The sequence below is a fragment of the Streptomyces sp. URMC 129 genome (genome assembly GCF_051386415.1).
Classification (GTDB): Bacteria; Actinomycetota; Actinomycetes; order Streptomycetales; family Streptomycetaceae; genus Streptomyces.
The window spans coordinates 1-21904 of sequence record NZ_JBPQTQ010000078.1; the positions used below are offsets into that span (position 1 = coordinate 1).

A 21904-nucleotide genomic window follows, 5' to 3' on the forward strand; every position below is an offset into this window, starting at 1 on the left:
CCCCCGGGCAGCCGGCCCCCCGGCGGCGCCCCGAACCGGCCCCGGCCCCGCCGCCCGCCCCGAAGAAGACAGGCCGGGTCGGCGGACTGCTGCGCTCCAGCGCCATCATGGCCGCCGGCACCCTGGTCTCCCGGATCACCGGCTTCGTCCGGCAGCTCGTCCTCGTCGCCGCGCTCGGCGCCGCCGTCCTCGGCGACACCTACACGGTCGCCTGGTCCCTGCCGGCCATGATCTACATCCTCACCATCGGCGGCGGCCTCAACTCCGTCTTCGTCCCCCAGCTCGTCCGGGCGATGAAGAACGACAGCGACGGCGGCGACGCCTACGCGAACCGGCTCCTGACCCTCGTCATGGTCGCCCTCGCCGGCCTCGTCATCGCCGCCGTGCTGGCCGCCCCGCTACTGATCCGGATGATGTCCGCCACCATCGCGGACGACCAGCACGCCAACGAGGTCGCCGTCACCTTCGCCCGCTACTTCCTGCCGACGATCTTCTTCATGGGCGTCCACGTGGTCCTCGGGCAGATCCTCAACGCCCGTGACCACTTCGGCCCGATGATGTGGACCCCCGTCCTCAACAACATCGTGGTGATCTTCACCTTCGGCATGTTCCTGTGGGTCTACGGCACCCAGCGCACCTCGGGCATGAGCGTCACCACCATCACCCCCGAGGGGGTCCGCCTCCTCGGGGTCGGCACCCTCCTCGGCCTGGTCGTGCAAGCCCTGGCGATGATTCCCTACCTCCGGGCCGCCGGGTTCCGGATGCGGCTCCGCTTCGACTGGCGCGGCCACGGCCTGGGCAAGGCCGCCACCATGGCCAAGTGGACCGTCCTGTTCGTCCTCGCCAACCAGGCCGGTCTCGTCGTCGTCACCCAGATCGCCACCTGGGCCGGTGAGAACGCCGAGCGCGACGGCTACCCCGGCACCGGCTTCATCGCCTACAACAGCGCGCTGCTGATCTGGCAGATGCCGCAGGCCATCATCACCGTCTCCGTCATGGCCGCCCTGCTGCCCCGCCTGTCCCGCTCCGCCGCCGACGGCGACACCGCCGCCGTCCGCGACGACCTCTCCCAGGGTCTGCGCACCTCCGCCGTGGCGATCGTCCCCACCGGCTTCGCCTTCCTCGCCCTCGGCGTGCCGATGTGCACCCTGCTCTTCGGCTCGGCCGGCGAGGAGGGTGCCCGCTCCTTCGGCTACATCCTCATGGCGTTCGGCCTGGGCCTGATCCCGTTCTCCGCCCAGTACGTCGTGCTGCGCGCCTTCTACGCCTACGAGGACACCAGGACGCCCTTCTACAACACCGTGATCGTCTCCGCCGCCTGGATCGCCCTCTCCGGCCTCAGCTTCGCCGTCCTGCCGGACCGCTGGGTCGTCGCGGGCATCGCCTTCGGCTACGGCCTCGCCTACGCGCTGGGCGTCGCGGTCGCCTGGCGCCGCCTGCGCAACCGGGTGCGGGCCGACCTCGACGGCGCCCGCGTGGTGCGCACCTACATCCGGCTCGCCGGGGCCAGCATCCCCGCCGCGCTGCTCGGCGGCGCGGTCGGCTTCGCAGTCCTCGGCGCGGCCGGCGAGGGCGTCCTCGGGTCCCTGGCGGCGCTGACCGCCGGCGGCGTCGTCCTGCTGGGCGTCTTCTTCCTGGCCGCCCGCAGGATGCGCATCGAGGAGCTCAACGCTCTCGTCGGCATGGTCCGCGCCCGCCTCGGCCGCTGAGCCCCCGCCCGCACGCCGGATCACCGCATGGCGAGCCCGCGCACGCAACCCGGGCGCCACGCGCCGTACAACCTGCGGCCGTACTCACATGTCGTGCAGGGTGACGGAGTACCGGCACAATGAGTCTGGCAGTGTCAGCATCCGGCAGCCAAGATCGGGGAGGCGGGAACGACGGTGGCGGAACGGAGCACGGCGACGAGCTCACCGCAGCGTCCAGCGAGCGCCCAGCACGCCACGGACCCTGAGGACACCCAGGCGGCCGACAGCCCCTCGGCGGACACGGCTGCGGCCGAGGACACCGCGGAAGCCCCCGCCCCGCCCGAGCTGCACAGCGGTTACCGGCTCGCGAAGCGGTACCGGCTCGAGGAGTGCATCACCCGACTGGACGGCTTCAGCAGCTGGCGCGCCGTCGACGAGAAACTGCGCCGCGCGGTCGGCGTCCACGTGCTGCCCGCCGGACACGAGCGGGCCGAGGCCGTCCTCACCGCCGCCCGCTCCGCCGCCCTGGTCGGCGACCTCCGCTTCGTGCAGGTCCTCGACGCGGCCGAGGAGAACGGCCTCGTCCACGTCATCCAGGAGTGGCTCCCCGACGCCGTTCCGCTGAGCACCGTCCTGCACAGCGGCCCCCTCGACGCCTTCGAGGTCTACGCGCTCGCCGGGCAGGTGTCCCAGGCGATGGCCGCCGCCCACCGCAAGGACCTCGCCCACCTCAGGCTCACCCCGGCGACCGTGCTGCGCACCGCCCCCGGCCAGTTCCGCATCCGCGGCCTCGCCGTCGACGCCGCGCTCCGCGGCATCACCTCCCGCGAGCCCCGCCGGGCGGACACCGAGGCCATCGGCGCCCTGCTCTACGCCGCCCTGACGCAGCGCTGGCCCTACGGCGACGGCGCCTATGGCCTGCGCGGCGTGGCCGAGCTCGGAAAGGGCTCCCGCGACCCGCTGGCCACCCCGGAGCAGGTCCGGGCGGGCGTCCACCGCGGCCTCTCCGAGCTGGCCATGCGCGCCCTCGACAACAACGGCGCCACCGCCGCCAGCCACGAGCCGCCCTTCACCGCCCCCGAAGAGCTGAGCAAGGCCCTCGCGGCCCTTCCCCGGATCCCGCCGCCGGATCCCACTCCCACCACCCTGGTGGGCTACCAGCAGACCACCTATCAGCGCGGCACCCTGGCCCCCCACCGCGCGTCCGCCGGCCCCACGGCGGGAGCGGCCGGCGCGCCGGCCCCGATCCCCACCCTGCCCGGCCGCACCGGGGCCGCCCTGAAGTGGGGCGTCTCCGCCCTCCTCATCGCCGCGCTCGGCCTCGGAAGCTGGCAGCTCGCCGACGCCCTCCTCAAGGGGGACGCCCCGGCCGAGGCCGCGCCGCCCCCCACGGCGCCCGTCGAGGAGGAGAGCGAGCCGCAGATCCCCGAGCTGGTCAGCATCGAGACGGTCACGGAGTTCGACCCCTTCGCGGGCGGCAACGGCGGACAGGATCCGGAGAGCACGCCGAACACCATCGACGGCGACCCCACGTCCTACTGGCAGACGAAGAACTACTTCGGGAATCCGTCCTTCGGCAACCTCAAGCCCGGCCTCGGTCTCGTCCTCGACCTGGGCGAGCAGCGGCGGATCTCCTCCGTCACCGTCGACACCATCGGCGCGACCACGGTCGAGTTCCGCGCGGCCCCCGGAGCGGACAGCGTGCCCGGGACGATCGAGGGCTTCACGCCCCTCGACGAGGGCACCGGCGACTCGCTCACCCTGCGGGCCGACTCCCCGGTCGAGACCCGCTACGTCCTGGTCTGGCTCACCGAGCTGCCGCAGGGCTCCGACGGCAACTACCGTGGCCGCATCACGAACATCGCCGTAGCCGAATAGCCGGCGCCGGTAGCTCGGGAGCGCCCGCCGGGCCCCGGGAGATCAGGAAGGGGGGAGGGTCCGTCATGGGCAGACGCCCGCCTCGCGAGCCTGCCGTCGACAGCGACAAGGAGTTGCTGGACCGGCACACCGCCGGGGACCCGGACGCCTTCGCCGAACTGGTCCGCCGTCACCGCGACCGGCTGTGGGCCGTCGCGCTGCGGACGCTCGGGGACCGGGAGGAGGCCGCCGACGCCCTTCAGGACGCGCTCGTCTCCGCCTACCGCGCCGCCCACACCTTCCGCGGCCAGTCCGCCGTCACCACCTGGCTGCACCGCATCACCGTCAACGCCTGCCTGGACCGCGCCCGCAAGGCCAAGACCCGGCGCACCTCGCCCATGCCGGAGCCGGAGCGCCTGGAAGCCCTCCTGGAGCCCCACGAGTCCGCCGAGGGCCCCGCCGAACGCCAGGACCTCAGGCGCGAGTTGCGCCTCGCCCTCGCCCAGCTTCCCGCCGAACAGCGCGCCGCCCTGGTCCTGGTCGACATGCAGGGCTACCCCGTCGCCGAGGCCGCCCGCATCCTCGAAACCCCCGTCGGCACGGTGAAGAGCCGCTGCGCCCGCGCCAGGGCGCGCCTCCTGCCCCTGCTGCGCCACCTGCGTCCGCAGGCCGCCCAGGACCCGCCGGAAAGGAACCAGGCGCCGGGCACGTCCGTCCCACCACCGAGAGACCAGGGAGAAACCGAGACCGTGCGGGGAGGAGGTGCGCCCTCATGACCAACCCTCATCCCGAGCCCGCCGAGATCGCGGCGCTCGAAGAAGACCTGCTCCCCCGGGCCGACGCGGCCCGACTGCACGCCCACCTCACGGACTGCGCCTCCTGCGCACAAATCCGCGCCGACCTCACGACCCTCCGCGAGGAACTCGCCACCTTCCCCGATCCCGGCCCCCTCCCCGACGACATCGCCATCAGAATCGACGCCGCCCTGTCCGATGCCGCCGCCAGCTCGGTTACACGTGCCGTGGTCTCCCGGGGGACGACCCCCGAACCCCCGGAAGCTCCCATCGTCGTTTCACGTACTGCGATCTCCCGGGGGACGACCCCCGTACCCCCGGAAGCTCCCATCGTCGTTTCACGTGAAACGGGGAGGGGTCGACGGCTGCGGTTCGCGTTGGTGGCCGTGGGGGCTCTGGTCGGTCTCGGTCTGGGGGCCGCCGTGCTGCAGACGCTCGACACCGGTGGGGGAGCGAGCTCCGAGGAGACGCGGGCGGACGAGGCCGCCGAAGCGCCGGCGGAGGTACTGGAGGCGGATGTGCGCGAGCTGCTGGCGCAGGTCGAGGACACCCCCGACCTGACCGCCGAGTCGGCGGACGGCACACCGGTTCCCGAGAGTCAGGGATTCCCGGAGAGCACGGAGTTGGCCGCACCCGTCGTGCCGTCCTGCGTGGAGGCGGCGATCGGCCGTCAGGACGTGCCGCTCGCCGCCGAAGAGGAGGAGTACGAGGGCGTCGACGCCTATCTCGTCGTGTTCCCGACCGCGGCCGATCCCGGACAGGTGGACGCCTATCTGGTCGACGCGAGGTGCGTCGGCTCCTCGTCACCGGCTTCCGGAGAGGTCCTCCTCCAGGAGAGCTACCCCCGCGATTGACCGCGCCGCGGCGACGGGAATGTCTGGGACCCTAGGATCCGTTACTGGACTACGGACCCCGGCCGGGGTCATGGCTGACCGAGACAAGGAAGAATCCCGTGAGCGACGTCCGCAACGTGATCATCATCGGCTCCGGACCCGCGGGCTACACCGCCGCGCTGTACACAGCACGCGCCTCGCTCAGCCCGCTCGTCTTCGAGGGCTCGGTCACCGCGGGCGGCGCCCTGATGAACACCACCGAGGTGGAGAACTTCCCGGGGTTCAAGGAGGGGATCATGGGCCCCGACTTGATGGATAACATGCGGGCCCAGGCCGAGCGCTTCGGCGCGGAGCTGATCGCGGATGACGTCGAGGCGGTCGACTTCAGCGGTGAGGTCAAGCTGGTCACCGACAGCTCCGGCACGGTGCACCGGGCGAAGGCCGTCATCGTGGCGACCGGCTCCCAGCACCGCAAGCTCGGGCTCCCCAACGAGGACGAACTCTCCGGCCGCGGGGTGTCCTACTGTGCCACCTGCGACGGCTTCTTCTTCCGCGAGCAGGACATCGCGGTGATCGGCGGCGGCGACACCGCCATGGAGGAGGCCACCTTCCTCAGCCGCTTCGCCCGGACCGTCTACGTGATCCACCGCCGGGACACGCTGCGGGCCTCGGCCGCCATGCAGGAGCGGGCCTTCGCCGACCCCAAGGTCAAGTTCATCTGGGAGAGCGAGGTCGCGGAGATTCACGGCACCGATGGCAAGCTGTCGGGTCTCACCCTGCGCAACACCAGGACGGGCGAGACGTCCGGTCTCCCGGTGACGGGCCTCTTCGTCGCCATCGGCCACGACCCCCGGGTCGAGCTCTTCAAGGGGCAGCTCGACCTGGACGCCGAGGGGTACGTGAGCGTGCACGCCCCCACGACGCGCACCAACATCCCCGGTGTCTTCGCCGCCGGCGATGTCGTTGACCACACGTACCGTCAGGCGATCACCGCGGCCGGCACCGGATGCGCCGCCGCTCTGGACGCCGAGCGGTATCTCGCCGCCCTGGCCGACACCGAGTCGATCACGTCCGACGTCCAGGTCTGACCGCCAGGTTCTGCCACCACACACAACCCGAAAGACAAAGGAGAAGCACCATGGCTGGTGCCACCGTGACCGCCACTGACGCCGACTTCGAGGAGAAGGTCCTCCAGAGCGACAAGCCGGTCCTGGTCGACTTCTGGGCGGAGTGGTGCGGTCCCTGCCGCCAGGTCGCCCCGGCCCTGGAAGCGATCGCCGCCGAGCACGCCGAGAAGATCACCGTCGTCAAACTGAACATCGACGAGAACCCGGTGACCGCCGCGAAGTACGGCATCCTCTCCATCCCGACGATGAACGTCTACCGGGGCGGGGACGTCGTCAAGACGATCGTCGGCGCCAAGCCGAAGGCCGCCATCGAGCGGGATCTGAGCGACTTCATCGGCTGACTCCTCTCGGGCCCTCCGCCGTGTCAGGACCGCCTGAGCGCGGGGATCGGTGTGGTGCCGCCGAGCAGCCGGTCGAGGGCCAGTTCCATGTCGGTACGCCAGGAGACCGCCCGCCGCAGTTCGAGCCGCAGCCGGGGGAACGCCGGGTGCCGGCGGGTGACCTCGAAGCCCACCGCCAGCAGATGGTCGGCGGGCAGCAGGCACATCGGGTCCCGCGACCGCGCGTCCCCGAACGCCTCGATCGCACGCACCCCGCGTCCCAGGAGATCCTTCGCCATGCTCTGCATCATGGTCCGCCCCAGCCCCTGCCCCCGGGACGCCGGTGCGATCCACGCCGTGATCAACTGCACGGCGTCCGCCGACACCGGGCTGGTGGGGAAGGCGTCGGAGCGGGGCACATAGGCGGGCGGCGCGTAGAGCACGAAGCCCACCGGGCGGCCGTCCACGTAGACCACCTGTCCGCAGGTCCCCCACTCCGACAGCAGTGACGAGACCCAGGACTCCTTCTCCGAGACCGCCCGGCCGTGCCGCCGCGCCCGTTCGCCGCTGACCGGATCCAGCTCCCAGAAGACGCAGGCACGGCAGCGGGACGGCAGATCCGAGAGGTTGTCCAGCGTGAGCGGAACAAGCCGACGCCCCATGGATCCCATCGTATCCATGGGGCGTCTGCGGCGGCCGGACACCGGTCTCAGCCGCTCTCCCCGGCCTCGTCGGTCTCCGGCTCCGGCCGGTGCTGATTCAGCACCGGGCCCTCGCCGGGGGCCAACTGGCCGAGGATCCGCTCCAGATCCTCTATCGACGCGAACTCGACGACGATCTTTCCCTTCTTCTGCCCCAGGTCGACCTTCACCCGGGTCTCGAACCGGTCGGAGAGCCGGCCGGCGAGGCTTTCCAGGGCCGGGGAGATCCGGCGGCCGGCCCGGGGCCCCCGGCCCCGCGCGCTGTCCTTCGTGGTCGCCGAGCCCTGCAGCGTGACGATCTCCTCGATCGCCCGTACCGACAGCCCCTCGGCCACGATCCGGTGGGCCAGGCGGTCCTGCTCCGCCGGGTCCTCCACCGAGAGCAGCGCCCGTGCGTGCCCGGCCGACAGCACTCCGGCGGCCACCCGCCGCTGCACCGCGGGCGAAAGCCGTAGCAGCCGGAGCGTGTTGGACACCTGGGGCCGGGAGCGGCCGATGCGCTCGGCCAGCTCATCGTGCGTGCACTTGAAGTCCCGGAGCAACTGGTCGTAGGCGGCGGCCTCTTCCAGCGGGTTCAGCTGGGCCCGGTGCAGGTTCTCCAGGAGCGCGTCGAGGAGCATCTTGTCGTCGTCGGTGGCCCGGACGATCGCCGGGATGGCGCTCAGTCCGGCCTCCCGGCACGCCCGCCAGCGCCGCTCGCCCATGATGAGCTCATAGCGGTCCGGGCTCAACTGCCGCACCACGACCGGCTGGAGAAGGCCGACCTCCTTGATGGAGGTCACCAGCTCGGCCAGCGCGTCCTCGTCGAAGACCTCACGTGGCTGCCGCGGATTCGGCGTGATCGCGTCCAGAGGCAGCTCCGCGAAGTGCGCCCCGGCGACCTCTCCGCCCGCTCCGGCCCCGCCAGGGCCGGCGGACCCAGGAGACTGCGCCGTTTCACGTGAAACGCCGTTCTGCCCGTCGCCCTCCGAGGAGGGCGGAGCCGTGGGGATCAGGACCGCGCGGTCGGGCGCCAGCACCGGGACCGCCGCGGGCGAGACGGCGCCCGGGTCGATCGCCGACACCGCGTGCTCGTCCGGGCCCGTCGGCGCCGGCGGGATCAGGGCACCGAGCCCCCGGCCGAGTCCTCTCCGTCGTTCGGTCACGACGCCCCCTTCAGCGGGCTGTGCTGTCCTTGTTCCGTCCGGGCCTGGCCGTCGTCGCGCGCTCCGCGCAGCGCGATCTCCCGCGCCGCCTCCAGGTAGGAGAGCGAGCCGCTGGAGCCCGGATCATAGGTGAGAACCGTCTGCCCGTAACTCGGCGCCTCGGAAATCCGGACCGAGCGCGGGATGTTGGTCCGCAGCACCTCGTCACCGAAGTGGCTCCGGACCTCGTCCGCCACCTGCGAGGCGAGACGGGTCCTTCCGTCGTACATCGTCAGGAGAATGGTCGAGACGTGAAGCCGGGGGTTGAGGTGACCCCGCACCAGCTCCACGTTCCGCAGGAGCTGGCCGAGGCCCTCCAGCGCGTAGTACTCGCACTGGATCGGGATGACTACCTCGGCACCGGCGACCAGCGCGTTCACGGTGAGCAGGCCGAGGGACGGCGGGCAGTCGATGAAGATGTAGTCCAGCGGCTGCTCGTAGGTGCTGATGGCCCGCAGCAGGCGGCTCTCACGGGCCACCACGGACACCAACTCGATCTCGGCGCCCGCCAGATCGATGGTGGCGGGGGCGCAGAAAAGCCCCTCGACATCGCGGACCGGCTGGACCACCTCGGCGAGGGGCTTGCTCTCCACGAGCACGTCGTAGATCGAAGGCACATCGGCGTGGTGGTCGATCCCGAGCGCCGTCGAGGCGTTGCCCTGCGGGTCCAGATCGATCACCAGCACCCGGGCCCCGTGCAGGGCCAGGGAGGCGGCCAGATTGACCGTGGTGGTGGTCTTGCCGACGCCGCCCTTCTGGTTCGCGACGATCATGACCCGGGTCTGTTCGGGCCTCGGGAGGCTTCCTCCCGCCCGGTACATGGCCTCGACCGCCTGCTGGGCTGCCCGGCCCGGTGACTCGCCCCCGGGCGGCGGCGCCACGGGGGCGATATCGACCGCGCCCCCGGGAGCGTCCGTCGGCTCGGACCGAGGGCCGGGGACCGGATCGGCCGTCGACCCGGCGATATTGGCGTCGGACCGCAATGGTTCACTCTCCTCGACACGTGCAGCCTTGGTGGGTTCAAAGCCTGCCATGCCCTGGGGGTCGCGAACCAGCGAGGACCAGGTACTTGTGGATGAAGGGCCGCCTGTGGATTCCGGCGCCCCTCGTGTGGGTGTACTGCGGGAGGTCTTGCGGTCGCGCGGCTCGGCGGCGGCGCGCCCGCGGCTGATGATTCCCTGGAGCAGCGAGCGGCGTTTCACGTGAAACACGATGCCCATGCGCCAGCCCCCCGGCCGGGGCGACACTCCGCATCAGGGATATATTCGGCTCTATTGCCGTCGCATCGGACGAATCGCACCGCGCCCCGCGTCAGTGGGAACGCCGGGCCCCGCGCCGGGCGGCCTTGGCCCGCTTGGCGGCGAACCGCACCCCGCCGGGGCTTTCCCCGACCTCCACCCGCACCACCGTGGACGGCGGGTCCACCAGCCCGATCCCCACCTGGAGCACCGAACTCCGCACGACGCCGAGCTTGCCCAGCGCGCCCCGCGCGTTCTTCAACTCCTCCTCCGCGGTGTCCCCCTTCAGCGCCAGCATCTCGCCGTAGGGGCGCAGCAGCGGCACCCCCCACCCGGCGAGCCGGTCCAGCGGGGCGACCGCCCGCGCGGTCACCACGTGCACCGGGGTGAAGGTGCTCAGCACCTCCTCGGCCCGGCCCCGCACCACGGTCACCTGGTCCAGGCCCAGCAGCTCCACGACCTCCTGGAGGAAGTTGGTGCGGCGCAGCAGCGGCTCCAGCAGCGTGATGCGGAGATCCGGCCGGACCAGGGCCAGCGGGATGCCGGGCAGTCCGGCCCCCGAGCCCACGTCGCACACCGTCACCTGCTCGGGCACGGCCTCGGACAGCACCGCACAGTTCAGCAGGTGCCGCTCCCACAGGCGCGGCACCTCCCTGGGGCCGATGAGGCCGCGCCGCACCCCGACGTCCGCGAGCAGTTCGGCGTACCGGACGGCGTCGGGCAGCCGGTCGCCGAAGATCTCGTGCGCCGAGGCGGGCGGCTCGGGCAGCCCGGTCCCGGCCGGGTCCGCGGACGCCGCGCTCATGGGAGGACGACGACGCAGCGCTGCGGCTCCTCGCCCTCCGACTCGCTGCGCAGCCCGGCGGCGGCCACGGCGTCGTGCACGACCTTGCGCTCGAACGGCGTCATGGGCTTCAGCTTCACCGGCTCACCCGACGCCTTCACCTGCTGCGCGGTCTGCGTGCCCAGGGCGGTGAGCTTCTCCCGCTTCCGCGCCCGGTGCCCGGCGATGTCCAGCATCAGCCGGCTGCGCTCGCCCGTCTCCCGGTGCACGGCCAGGCGGGTCAGCTCCTGGAGCGCCTCCAGGACCTCGCCGTCCCGGCCGACCAGCTTCTGCAGATCGCGGGAGGGGCCGTCGGCAACGATCGACACCGCCGCCCGATCGCCCTCCACGTCCATGTCGATGTCGCCATCGAGGTCCGCGATGTCGAGAAGCCCCTCGAGGTAGTCGGCCGCGATCTCACCCTCCTGTTCCAGGCGGGTCAGGACATCGGTGTCCTCGGCGGCGGCGGTCGAGGTGGTGTCCGTCACGAGTGGGACTCCTTACTCACGTCTCTACTTCTTGTTCTTCGCGGACGGCTTGCCGGGCTTCCCCGGCGGGTTCTTCCTCGCCGGCTGCTGCTTCCGGGGCTGCTGCCCCTGGGCCGGTCCCGGTCCCGCCTGGCGCTTCGACTTCGGCTGCCGCTTCGGCTGCGTGCGGACGGTCCGGGCGGCCTCGGCGGCCTGCGCGGCCTCGGCCGCGACCGGCTCCTCCTTGAGCTTGCCCTTCTTGCGCAGCCGCTCCTGCCGCTGCTGGAACGCGACGCTGCCCGGGGTGGGGTTGCGGTTGATCACGTAGAGCTGCTGGCCCATCGACCACACGTTGGTGGTCAGCCAGTAGATCAGCACGCCCACCGGGAAGTTGATGCCGAAGACGGCGAACATCAGCGGGAAGACGTACATCAGCATCTTCTGCTGGTTCATGAACGGCGTCTTGACCGTGAGGTCGACGTTCTTCGTCATGAGCTGGCGCTGCGTGAAGAACTGCGACGCCGACATCAGCACGATCATGATGATCGTGACCGTCCGGACCTCCGCCAGCGAAGCCCCCAGCTCCGCCACCTTGTCCGCGCTGTCCATGAAGCGGGTGGCGATCGGTGCCCCGAAGATCGTCGCCTCGCGGGCGCTGGCCACCTGATCCGCCGTGAGCACGCCGACCTTGTCGTCGCCCGCGATGTGGCTCAGCACCTGGAACAGGGCGATGAAGAACGGCGACTGCGCGAGGATCGGAAGGCAGCTCGAGAGCGGGTTGGTGCCCGTCTCCCGGTACAGCTTCATCATCTCCTCGGACTGACGCTGCCGGTCGTTCTTGTACCGCTCCTGAATCTTCTTCATCCGCGGCTGGAGCGCCTGCATGTTCCGCGTCGCCTTGATCTGCTTGACGAACAGCGGGATCAGCGCGATCCGGATCACGACCACCAGGGAGACGATCGACAGACCCCACGCCCAGCCGCTGTCCTCGTCGAAGACGAGGCTGTAGAGACGGTGGAACAGGACGATGATCTGGGTGACTACCCAGTACAGGGGACTGAGGATCGAATTGATCGTGTCCACGGGTCAGGCTCCTTGGGCATGGTTGGGGGCACCCCCGGGCGAGGCGTGGGGCAGGGACCGGGGCCGCAGACGGTCGCGCAGCCGCCGGTGCCAGACCGGACGCTTCCGCGGCGGGACGTGATCGACGCCGCCGCGGGACCAGGGGTTGCAGCGCAGGATGCGCCAAGCGGTGAGCGCGGTCCCCTTGACCGCACCGTGCCGGTGGATGGCGGCGTACCCGTAGTGGGAGCACGACGGGTAATAGCGGCAGACCGGCCCGAGCAGCGGGCTGATGGTCCACTGATACAGCTTGATCAGCAGCAGCAGCGGGTACTTCACGGCCGTACCCCTCCCAGCAGCCGGTCCAGCGCGGCGTCGAGCTCCCGGGCGAGCTGAGCGTAGGCGGCGTCGCCCGCGCCCGGCAGGGCCCGCACGACCACCAGGCTACCGGCGGGCAGCAGACCCAGCCGCTCCCGCACCAGGTGCCGCAGACGTCGCTGCACCCGGTTGCGGACCACCGCGTTGCCCACGGCCTTGCTCACGACGAAACCCGCACGCGGCGGAGAGACAGGCTCTCCCACCGGGTGCGGGTCCGTTCCACCGCTCAGATGGACGACGAGGTGCGGGCGTCCGGCCCTGCGCCCTCGGCGCATCGCGGTCGCGAAGTCCTCGCGCCGCCTCAGCCGGTTCTCGGAGGGCAGCACCGCATGGACCTGGTCTCAGGCGCGACTCAGGCCGACAGGCGGGCGCGGCCCTTGCTGCGACGGTTGGCGATGATGGCGCGGCCGGCACGCGTCCGCATCCTCAGCCGGAAGCCGTGGGTCTTGGCCCGGCGCCGGTTGTTCGGCTGGAAAGTGCGCTTGCTCACTCGGAGGCTCCAGAGATCTTCGGCCCGGCACTTCGGGGTGCCCGGGCATGGTGTGGACCGCCGACGGCTGCCACCGTGCGCCCACGAGGAGCCCGAGCGCCCGAAGGCAGGCGGCAGCAGCCGTCGAAGACTCGACCTCGCCACGGTACGCGCGAGCCGTCCCGTGGGTCAAACTCGCCGGACGCCCCTTTGTACACACCCTGTGGACAATGACTTGATGTGCGTACGCCGCGCTGACTACCGTTGCTGAACTCCGGATCCTTTCCCGACCCCTCCGCCCTCACACACCCGGGCGGCCGCCGACGCCAGGCACCACCCCAGCGAGTGAGAGAGCGTGTTCCGTGGCTGACCTTCCCGCAGACCTTGCCGCGGTCTGGCCACGCGCTCTGACCTCCATGCTCGCGGACGGTCAGCGCCTGGAGGCCAAGGATCACCGCTGGCTGGAGGACTGTCAGCCGCTCGCCCTCGTCTCCGGAACGGCACTGCTCGGGGTCTCGAACGAGTACGCGAAAAGCGTGCTGGAAGGTCGGCTCGCCCCCCTGATCAGCGACACGCTCAGCCGCGAGTGCGGCCAGCCCATCCGGCTGGCGATCACCGTCACCGCGCCGCCGCCCGACCCGGAGCCGCGGCGGATCCCCCCGCAGCACCGGCAGCAGCAGCTCCCCGAGCCCGACCCGTACGCCGGGGACGGCGGCTACAACGGACACGACCTGCCCGCCGCGCGCCCCGCGTACCCCGACCACCCGCAGGCCCCCGGCGCCGACGGCTGGCCGCCGGCGCGCTCCGAGTACGGCTACGGCCGCCAGGAGCCCTTCCCGCAGTCCTACGGGGAGCAGCGGTACGTGCCGCGCCCCGCCGCGCCCGCCGACAACGGCCCGCCCGAGCCGACCGCGCGCCTGAACCCGAAGTACCTCTTCGACACGTTCGTCATCGGCGCGTCCAACCGCTTCGCGCACGCCGCCGCCGTCGCCGTCGCCGAGGCCCCCGCCAAGGCGTACAACCCGCTGTTCATCTACGGGGAGTCCGGGCTCGGCAAGACGCACCTGCTGCACGCCATCGGCCACTACGCCCGCAGCCTGTACCCCGGCACCCGGGTGAGATACGTGAGCTCCGAGGAGTTCACCAACGAGTTCATCAACTCCATCCGGGACGGCAAGGCCGACGCCTTCCGCAAGCGCTACCGCGACATGGACATCCTCCTGGTCGACGACATCCAGTTCCTGGCGAGCAAGGAGTCGACGCAGGAGGAGTTCTTCCACACGTTCAACACCCTGCACAACGCCAACAAGCAGATCGTGCTCTCCTCCGACCGGCCGCCCAAGCAGCTGATCACGCTGGAGGACCGGCTCCGCAACCGCTTCGAGTGGGGGCTGATCACCGACGTCCAGCCGCCGGAGCTGGAGACCCGCATCGCGATCCTCCGCAAGAAGGCCGTCCAGGAGCAGCTCAACGCCCCGCCGGAGGTCCTGGAGTTCATCGCCTCGCGGATCTCGCGGAACATCCGCGAGCTGGAGGGCGCGCTCATCCGGGTCACGGCCTTCGCCAGCCTCAACCGGCAGCCGGTCGACCTCGGCCTGACCGAGATCGTGCTGAAGGACCTGATCCCCGGCGGCGAGAACGCCACCCCGGACATCACCGCGGACGCCATCACCTCGGCCGTCGCCGACTACTTCGGGCTGACCGTCGAGGACCTGGCGGGCTCCTCGCGCAGCCGCATCCTGGTCACCGCCCGGCAGATCGCCATGTACCTGTGCCGGGAGCTGACCGACCTCTCGCTGCCCAAGATCGGCCAGCACTTCGGGGGCCGCGACCACACCACCGTCATGCACGCCGACCGGAAGATCCGCGCGCTGATGGCGGAGCGCCGCTCCATCTACAACCAGGTCACCGAGCTGACCAACCGCATCAAGAACGGCTGACGCCTCCCATCCGGGCCCCGAACCGGCCGTTCCGCCACCGGACTTCTCCCAGCGCCCCCGTGGACACCCCGGGGGCGCTGTTCGATTACCGCCGCGACACGGCCCGTTCTCCACAGATCCGCCGGGTTTTTCCCGTCCACACCCTGTGGGAACGCGGAGTTGTCCAGAATCCTCTCCACAGGCAGCCGCGGATCCGGACGGAACCGCAGGTCACATGCCTGTGGATCTGTGGAAGAAGATCATCCACAGACTGTGGACAAGGCCACGGCCGGACAGCGGCCCGGAGGCGTTGTCCACTGCCTACCCACAGGCAACGGGCAGTTGTGCACAGCCAATCCACAGACTTATCCACTGTTCGGCAACGCAACGCGCCCTCTCACCGGGACGAGTGAAACAGGTCACACGGCGGTGCTCGTGAGCCTGTTGAGAACCCGCCCGGATCTGGGGACAAAGCTGTTGAGAAGTCGGGGTTCCCTGGGGATGAGCTGTGCACAACCGCGCGGGATCCACAGGACCCCCTGTCTCATCCACCGCTCCACCCACAGGGCCTGTGCACAAAAAAGGGCGGCTGACCTGGGACGATCCGGTTTTCCACCGTTTCCACAGGCCCTACTACTACGACTACAGAGATAAGCCGCGAGACTCGATTCGAAGTGGGGGCTGTGCACAACCCGGCCCGGGCTCGGTCTACCCACCAGGAGTCGATTTGACTCACGGAAGCCCCTACTGTCAGTGGCGTGCGCCAGACTGGTGCCCCGTAAGACGCCAGCAGGGCGAGCGGCCAGCGACAGCGGGAGGCGGCTGAAGTGAAGATCCGGGTGGAACGCGATGTGCTCGCGGAGGCGGTGGCATGGGCCGCCCGCAGCCTGCCGGCGCGACCGCCGGTCCCTGTCCTGGCGGGCCTGCTGCTGAAGGCCGAGGAGGGGTCGCTGAGCCTCTCCGGCTTCGACTACGAGGTCTCGGCGCGGGTCTCGGTCGAGGTGGACGTCGAGGAGGGCGGGACGGTCCTGGTGTCCGGCCGCCTGCTGGCCGACATCTGCCGCGCCCTGCCGAACCGGCCGGTGGAGATCTCCTCGGACGGCGTGCGGGTGACCGTGGTCTGCGGCTCCTCGCGCTTCACCCTCCACACCCTGCCTGTGGAGGAGTACCCCGCGCTGCCCCAGATGCCGAACGCGACGGGCACGGTCTCGGCCGAGGTGTTCGCCTCCGCCGTGGCCCAGGTGGCCATCGCCGCGGGCCGCGACGACACGCTGCCGGTGCTGACGGGTGTGCGGATCGAGATCGAGGGCGACCTGGTCACCCTGGCCTCCACCGACCGGTACCGGTTCGCGGTGCGGGAGTTCCTGTGGAAGCCGGAGGCGGCCGACGTCTCGGCGGTGGCGCTGGTCCCGGCCAAGACGCTGCTGGACACGGCGAAGTCGCTCAGCGGCGGCGACACGGTGTCGCTGGCGCTGTCGGGCGCGGGCGCCGGTGAGGGCCTGATCGGCTTCGAGGGCGCGGGGCGGCGCACCACCACGCGGCTGCTGGAGGGCGACCTGCCGAAGTACCGGACGCTGTTCCCGACCGAGTTCGCCTCGGTCGCGGTGCTGGAGACCGGGCCGTTCGTCGAGGCGGTCAAGCGCGTGGCGCTGGTCGCCGAGCGGAACACCCCGGTCCGGCTCACCTTCGAGCAGGGCGTGCTGACGCTGGAGGCCGGGTCGAGCGACGACGCACAGGCTGTGGAAAGGGTGGACGCGCGGCTGGAGGGCGAGGACATCTCGATCGCCTTCAACCCGGCGTTCCTGCTGGAGGGCCTGAGCGCGATCGACTCCCCGGTAGCGCAGCTCTCGTTCACCACCGCCACCAAGCCGGCGCTGCTGAGCGGTCGGCCGGCGGTCGACGCCGAGGCGGACGAGGCGTACAAGTACCTGATGATGCCGGTGCGGCTGTCCGGCTGAGTCCGTGCGGCACCGGGCTTGCGGGGGTGGGTATGGCGGTCCGGGCGTAGGCTCGGCTTCAGGTCATATCGCAACGAAGGAGTCCCTGATGGAGCTCGGTCTCGTCGGCCTCGGCAAGATGGGCGGGAACATGCGGGAGCGCATCCGCCGGGCCGGCCACACCGTGGTGGGATACGCGCCGAACACGGCGGACGCGGACGTCCGCAGCCTCAAGGACCTGGTGGCGGCGCTCGCGGCGCCGCGCGTCGTCTGGCTGATGGTCCCGGCGGGCGCGGCCACGCAGTCGGTGATCGACGAGCTGAAGGGCCTGCTGTCGCCCGGTGACGTCGTGGTCGACGGGGGGAACTCCCGGTGGACGGACGACGCCCGGCACGCCGAGGAACTGGCGGCGGTCGGCGTCGGGTTCGTGGACTGCGGTGTCTCCGGCGGCGTGTGGGGCCTGGAGCACGGTTACGCGCTGATGTACGGCGGCGACCCGGAGCACGTGGCGAAGGTCCAGCCGGTCTTCGACGCGCTGAAGCCGGAGGGCGAGTCGGGCGCGGTGCACGCGGGCACGGTCGGCGCGGGCCACTTCGCGAAGATGGTCCACAACGGCATCGAGTACGCGATGATGCAGGCCTTCGCCGAGGGCTGGGAGCTGCTGGAAGCGGCGGACGCGGTGACCGACGTCCGCGAGGTGTTCCGCTCCTGGCAGGAGGGCACGGTGATCCGGTCCTGGCTGCTGGACCTGGCGGTCCGCGCGCTGGACGAGGACGAGCACCTCGACCGGCTGCGGGGCTATGCGGCGGACTCGGGCGAGGGGCGCTGGACGGTGGAGGCGGCGATCGACCACGCGGTGCCGCTGCCCGCGATCACGGCGTCGCTGTTCGCGCGGTTCGCCTCGCGGCAGGACGACTCGCCGCAGATGAAGATGGTCGCCGCCCTGCGCAACCAGTTCGGCGGGCACGCGGTCGAGAGCGCGCGGAGCGCCACGTAGCCGTTCGGCGGGGGAAGGTTGGCTTTCGGTGCACGTGACGCATCTGTCGCTCGCCGACTTCCGGTCCTACGCGCGGGCCGAGGTGGAGCTGGGCCCGGGCGTCTCGTCGTTCATCGGGCCGAACGGGCAGGGCAAGACCAATCTGGTGGAGGCGGTCGGCTATCTGGCGACCCTGGGCAGCCACCGGGTCGCGTCGGACGCGCCGCTGGTGCGGATGGGCGCCGACCGGGCGGTGATCGGGGCGGCCGTGGTGGAGGGCGAGCGGCGTCAGCTCGTGGAGATCGAGCTGAATCCGGGCCGCGCCAACCGGGCCCGGCTCAACCGGTCGACGCAGGTGCGCCCGCGCGATCTGCTGGGCGTGGTGCGGACGGTGCTGTTCGCACCGGAGGACCTGGAGCTGGTGAAGGGGGACCCGGGCGAGCGGCGGCGGTTCCTCGACGAGCTGGTCACGGCGCGGATGCCGCGGCTGGCAGGGGTGCGGGCGGATTACGAGCGGGTGCTGAAGCAGCGGAACTCGCTGCTGAAGTCGGCCGCGATGGCGCGGCGGCACGGCGGACGCGGGATGGATCTGTCGACGCTGGACGTGTGGGATCAGCATCTGGCGCGCTCGGGCGCGGAGTTGCTGGCGCAGCGGCTGGCCCTGGTGGCGGCGCTGCGCCCGCTGGCGGACAAGGCGTACGAGCGGGTGGCGCCGGGCGGCGGGCCGGTGGGGCTGGAGTACCGGGGATCGGCGGCCGAGGCCGTCGGCGAGGCGGCGGCGGTGGTGCCGGTGTCGGCGCCGGACGCTGCGTCGCGCGAGGAGTTGTCCGCGCTGCTGCTGGCGGCGCTGGGCGAGGTGCGGGCGCGGGAGATCGAGCGCGGCGTGACGCTGGTGGGTCCGCACCGGGACGATCTGGTGCTGCGGCTGGGGCAGTTGCCGGTGAAGGGCTATGCGAGCCACGGGGAGTCGTGGTCGCTGGCGCTGGCGCTGCGGCTGGCGTCGTACGACCTGCTGAAGGAGGAGGGACCGGAGCCGGTGCTGGTGCTGGACGACGTGTTCGCCGAGCTGGACGCGCGGCGGCGGGAGCGGCTGGCGGAGTCGGTGGCCGGCGGGGAGCAGGTGCTGGTGACGGCGGCGGTGCCGGAGGACGTGCCGGAGGCACTGACCGGGACGCGGTTCGCGGTGTCGGGGGGAACGGTCGCCCGTGAGTGACGGACGCGAGGCCGCCGGGAGCCAGGCGGGGGAGCCGGGTCTTTCGGGGGTGGATCTGGCGCGGGTGGCGCTGCGGGCGGCCAAGGAGCAGGCGAAGGCGCGGGGCGCGATGGCGCAGCAGCGGCGGCAGGCCCGGTGGGGCGGCGGGCTGCGGTCGGGGGCGCGGCCGGGCGGGCGCGACCCGCTGCCGCTGGCGGCGGCGGTGGAGCGGCTGTCGGTGGAGCGGGGCTGGGAGATGCCGCTCGCGGTCGGGGGTGTGCTGGGCCGGTGGCCGGAGTTGGTCGGCCCGGAGGTGGCGCAGCACTGCGCGCCGGAGGGGTACGACGAGGAGTCCCGGGTGCTCACGGTGCGCTGTGACTCGACGGCGTGGGCGACGCAGCTGCGGCTGCTGACGCCGCAGTTGCTGGGGCGGCTGAACGCGGATCTGGGCCGGGGCACGGTGCGGTCGATCAAGGTGGCGGGCCCGGCGTCACCGGTGCGGGCCACGGGACGTCTGCGCGCCCCGGGGAGCCGAGGGCCGGGCGACACCTATGGCTAGACCGGGTCCGGCCCGACCCGGAACGCGCGTGACGGGCGAGGCGGGAGTGATGCCGGTCACTTTCGTGGAGGTTGACAGGCCGAAGCGCTGAGCGCCCCTGTGAGCCGATCAGAGGCCCGGTCCGTATATGGGGAGTCACCGGATGCCAGTTCAGGGCGGCACATGCGGAGCCAGACCCCGGCAAACCGCCATTGTGCTTTGCGTTACCGGTAGACTGGAGTGACCCGCCCCGTTGCGGACACTGTCGAACGACACAGCCGCTCCCGTATGCCGGAGTTGGCTCGTGCTGTGCCAGAAAGGGCGCTTCGTGGCCGATTCCGGCGATGCCAACAAGAACACTCCCAGTCCCGCCGCGCCCGCGAACGGGGCCGCGGCGTACGACGCCAGCGCCATCACGGTGCTGGAGGGCCTCGACGCGGTCCGCAAGCGGCCCGGCATGTACATCGGGTCGACCGGTGAGCGCGGCTTGCACCACCTCGTCTACGAGGTGGTGGACAACTCGGTGGACGAGGCGCTGGCCGGCCACGCGGACACCATCGACGTGACGCTGCTCGCGGACGGCGGCGTCAGGGTGGTGGACAACGGCCGCGGCATCCCGGTGGGCGTGGTCCCGTCGGAGGGCAAGCCGGCGGTGGAGGTCGTGCTGACCGTGCTGCACGCGGGCGGCAAGTTCGGCGGCGGCGGGTACGCGGTCTCCGGTGGTCTGCACGGCGTGGGCGTCTCCGTGGTGAACGCGCTGTCGTCGAAGGTCGCCGTCGAGGTGCGCCGCGACGGGTACCGGTGGACGCAGGACTACAAGCTGGGTGTGCCGACGGCTCCGCTGGCGCGGAACGAGGAGACCGACGAGACCGGCACGACGGTCACGTTCTGGGCGGACGGCGAGATCTTCGAGACGACGGACTACTCGTTCGAGACGCTGTCGCGGCGCTTCCAGGAGATGGCGTTCCTGAACAAGGGGCTGACCATCTCGCTGACGGACGAGCGGGCGGCGGCGAAGCAGACGTCGGGCGCGGACACCGCGGCGGCGGACGAGGACGACAAGCCGCGCACTGTGACGTATCACTACGAGGGCGGCATTTCGGACTTCGTGCGCCACCTCAACTCCCGCAAGGGCGAGCCGGTGCACGCCTCGGTGATCGAGATCGGGGGCGAGGACACCGAGCGCAGGATCTCCGTGGAGATCGCGATGCAGTGGAACACCCAGTACAGCGAGGGGGTCTACAGCTTCGCGAACACGATCCACACGCACGAGGGCGGCACCCACGAGGAGGGCTTCCGCACGGCGCTGACGTTCCTCGCCAACAAGTACGCGCGCGAGAAGAAGCTGCTCCGTGACAAGGACGACAACCTCACGGGCGAGGACATCCGCGAGGGCCTGACGGCCATCATCTCGGTGAAGCTGGGCGAGCCGCAGTTCGAGGGCCAGACGAAGACCAAGCTGGGCAACACCGAGGCCAAGACGTTCGTCCAGAAGATCGTCAACGAGCACTTCGCGGACTGGCTCGACCGGAACCCGACCGAGGCCGCCGACATCATCCGCAAGAGCATCCAGGCGGCCACGGCCCGCGTCGCCGCCCGCAAGGCCCGCGACCTGACCCGCCGCAAGGGGCTGCTGGAGACGGCCTCCCTGCCGGGCAAGCTCAGCGACTGCCAGTCCAACGACGCGACGAAGAGCGAGATCTTCATCGTGGAGGGCGACTCGGCCGGCGGCTCCGCGAAGTCCGGGCGCGACCCGCAGTACCAGGCGATCCTGCCCATCCGCGGCAAGATCCTCAACGTGGAGAAGGCCCGCATCGACAAGGTGCTGCAGAACACCGAGGTCCAGGCGCTGATCTCGGCGTTCGGCACGGGCATCCACGAGGACTTCGACATCTCCAAGCTCCGCTACCACAAGATCATCCTCATGGCCGACGCCGACGTCGACGGCCAGCACATCAACACCCTGCTGCTGACGCTGCTCTTCCGTTTCATGCGCCCGCTGGTCGAGGCCGGGCACGTCTTCCTCTCCCAGCCCCCGCTGTACAAGATCAAGTGGGGCCGCGACGAGTTCGAGTACGCCTACTCCGACCGCGAGCGCGACAGCCTCATCCGGCTCGGCCGCGAGCGCGGCAAGCGCATCCGGGAGGACTCGATCCAGCGGTTCAAGGGTCTGGGCGAGATGAACGCCGAAGAGCTCCGGGTGACCACCATGGACCAGGCGCACCGGGTGCTGCGTCTGGTCACGCTGGACGACGCCGCCGCGGCGGACGACCTGTTCTCGATCCTGATGGGCGAGGACGTCGAGGCCAGGCGCTCGTTCATCCAGCGGAACGCCAAGGACGTCCGCTTCCTCGACATCTAGCGCGACACCTGACTCCGGTCACCCCACAGCGGCTCGAAA

The 21904-nt window shown here is 71.2% G+C and carries 21 protein-coding genes; 12 read left to right on the forward strand and 9 right to left on the reverse strand.

What is annotated here, in order from left to right; all coding sequences use genetic code 11:
• The 6 genes from murJ to trxA all read left to right on the forward strand — a co-directional run.
• On the forward strand, window positions 1-1709 hold a 1709-nt coding region (gene murJ / locus ACSNOC_RS17170; RefSeq protein WP_436748339.1), incomplete at its 5' end, for a murein biosynthesis integral membrane protein MurJ.
• A gap of 174 nt (window positions 1710-1883) precedes the next feature.
• Window positions 1884-3566 (forward strand): protein kinase family protein, encoded by a 1683-nt coding sequence (locus ACSNOC_RS17175; protein WP_436748340.1) that lies wholly within the window; start codon window positions 1884-1886, stop codon window positions 3564-3566.
• 65 nt (window positions 3567-3631) lie between these two features.
• Entirely contained in the window at window positions 3632-4321 is a 690-nt protein-coding gene (gene sigM, locus ACSNOC_RS17180) for an RNA polymerase sigma factor SigM (protein ID WP_436748341.1), read from the forward strand.
• A complete protein-coding gene (locus tag ACSNOC_RS17185; RefSeq protein ID WP_436748342.1) occupies window positions 4318-5193 on the forward strand; it encodes a hypothetical protein in 876 nt (291 codons plus the stop codon). The genes sigM and ACSNOC_RS17185 overlap by 4 nt, the downstream gene beginning before the upstream one ends.
• A 98-nt stretch (window positions 5194-5291) precedes the next feature.
• Window positions 5292-6260 (forward strand): thioredoxin-disulfide reductase, encoded by a 969-nt coding sequence (gene trxB, locus ACSNOC_RS17190; protein WP_436748343.1) that lies wholly within the window; start codon window positions 5292-5294, stop codon window positions 6258-6260.
• On the forward strand, window positions 6179-6640 hold the full coding sequence (trxA, locus tag ACSNOC_RS17195) for a thioredoxin (protein WP_436748344.1): 462 nt from the start codon (window positions 6179-6181) through the stop codon (window positions 6638-6640). Before trxB ends, trxA begins: the two co-directional genes overlap by 82 nt.
• Window positions 6641-6663: 23 nt before the next feature.
• Here trxA and ACSNOC_RS17200 read toward each other — a convergent pair whose 3' ends face one another.
• The 9 genes from ACSNOC_RS17200 to rpmH all read right to left on the reverse strand — a co-directional run bounded on the left by ACSNOC_RS17200 (window position 6664) and on the right by rpmH (window position 12962).
• A complete protein-coding gene (locus ACSNOC_RS17200) occupies window positions 6664-7281 on the reverse strand; it encodes a GNAT family N-acetyltransferase (RefSeq protein WP_436748345.1) in 618 nt (205 codons plus the stop codon).
• Between the two features lie 47 nt (window positions 7282-7328).
• Window positions 7329-8465, reverse strand: coding sequence for a ParB/RepB/Spo0J family partition protein (locus tag ACSNOC_RS17205; RefSeq protein ID WP_436748346.1), 1137 nt, complete (start codon window positions 8463-8465; stop codon window positions 7329-7331).
• Window positions 8462-9538 (reverse strand): ParA family protein, encoded by a 1077-nt coding sequence (locus tag ACSNOC_RS17210; protein WP_436748347.1) that lies wholly within the window; start codon window positions 9536-9538, stop codon window positions 8462-8464. The genes ACSNOC_RS17205 and ACSNOC_RS17210 overlap by 4 nt, the downstream gene beginning before the upstream one ends.
• Window positions 9539-9815: 277 nt before the next feature.
• Window positions 9816-10547 carry a 16S rRNA (guanine(527)-N(7))-methyltransferase RsmG gene (gene rsmG, locus ACSNOC_RS17215; protein WP_436748348.1) on the reverse strand — a complete coding sequence of 244 codons (732 nt, stop codon included), beginning with the start codon at window positions 10545-10547 and terminating at the stop codon, window positions 9816-9818.
• Entirely contained in the window at window positions 10544-11053 is a 510-nt protein-coding gene (locus ACSNOC_RS17220; protein ID WP_436748349.1) for a protein jag, read from the reverse strand. Before ACSNOC_RS17220 ends, rsmG begins: the two co-directional genes overlap by 4 nt.
• Before the next feature lie 24 nt (window positions 11054-11077).
• On the reverse strand, window positions 11078-12106 hold the full coding sequence (yidC, locus tag ACSNOC_RS17225) for a membrane protein insertase YidC (protein WP_436748364.1): 1029 nt from the start codon (window positions 12104-12106) through the stop codon (window positions 11078-11080).
• Between the two features lie 12 nt (window positions 12107-12118).
• Complete coding sequence (gene yidD / locus ACSNOC_RS17230) at window positions 12119-12433, reverse strand: membrane protein insertion efficiency factor YidD (protein WP_436748350.1); 315 nt, start codon at window positions 12431-12433, stop codon at window positions 12119-12121.
• Window positions 12430-12798, reverse strand: coding sequence for a ribonuclease P protein component (gene rnpA, locus ACSNOC_RS17235; RefSeq protein WP_436748351.1), 369 nt, complete (start codon window positions 12796-12798; stop codon window positions 12430-12432). Before rnpA ends, yidD begins: the two co-directional genes overlap by 4 nt.
• A gap of 26 nt (window positions 12799-12824) precedes the next feature.
• A complete protein-coding gene (gene rpmH, locus ACSNOC_RS17240) occupies window positions 12825-12962 on the reverse strand; it encodes a 50S ribosomal protein L34 (protein WP_016472057.1) in 138 nt (45 codons plus the stop codon).
• A gap of 395 nt (window positions 12963-13357) precedes the next feature.
• On the opposite strand from rpmH, the gene dnaA reads away from it, so the two are divergent.
• The 6 genes from dnaA to gyrB all read left to right on the forward strand — a co-directional run bounded on the left by dnaA (window position 13358) and on the right by gyrB (window position 21865).
• Window positions 13358-14881: a chromosomal replication initiator protein DnaA gene (dnaA, locus tag ACSNOC_RS17245; RefSeq protein WP_436748352.1), complete on the forward strand. Its 1524-nt coding sequence runs from the start codon at window positions 13358-13360 to the stop codon at window positions 14879-14881.
• 806 nt (window positions 14882-15687) lie between these two features.
• Window positions 15688-16818: a DNA polymerase III subunit beta gene (gene dnaN / locus ACSNOC_RS17250; RefSeq protein WP_436748353.1), complete on the forward strand. Its 1131-nt coding sequence runs from the start codon at window positions 15688-15690 to the stop codon at window positions 16816-16818.
• Between the two features lie 88 nt (window positions 16819-16906).
• A complete protein-coding gene (gene gnd, locus ACSNOC_RS17255) occupies window positions 16907-17794 on the forward strand; it encodes a phosphogluconate dehydrogenase (NAD(+)-dependent, decarboxylating) (protein WP_436748354.1) in 888 nt (295 codons plus the stop codon).
• 28 nt (window positions 17795-17822) lie between these two features.
• Window positions 17823-18986, forward strand: a complete 1164-nt coding sequence (recF, locus tag ACSNOC_RS17260; protein ID WP_436748355.1) for a DNA replication/repair protein RecF — start codon at window positions 17823-17825, stop codon at window positions 18984-18986.
• Window positions 18979-19524, forward strand: a complete 546-nt coding sequence (locus ACSNOC_RS17265) for a DUF721 domain-containing protein (protein WP_436748356.1) — start codon at window positions 18979-18981, stop codon at window positions 19522-19524. The genes recF and ACSNOC_RS17265 overlap by 8 nt, the downstream gene beginning before the upstream one ends.
• Window positions 19525-19807: 283 nt before the next feature.
• A complete protein-coding gene (gene gyrB, locus ACSNOC_RS17270) occupies window positions 19808-21865 on the forward strand; it encodes a DNA topoisomerase (ATP-hydrolyzing) subunit B (protein ID WP_436748357.1) in 2058 nt (685 codons plus the stop codon).
• Window positions 21866-21904: the final 39 nt, after the last annotated feature.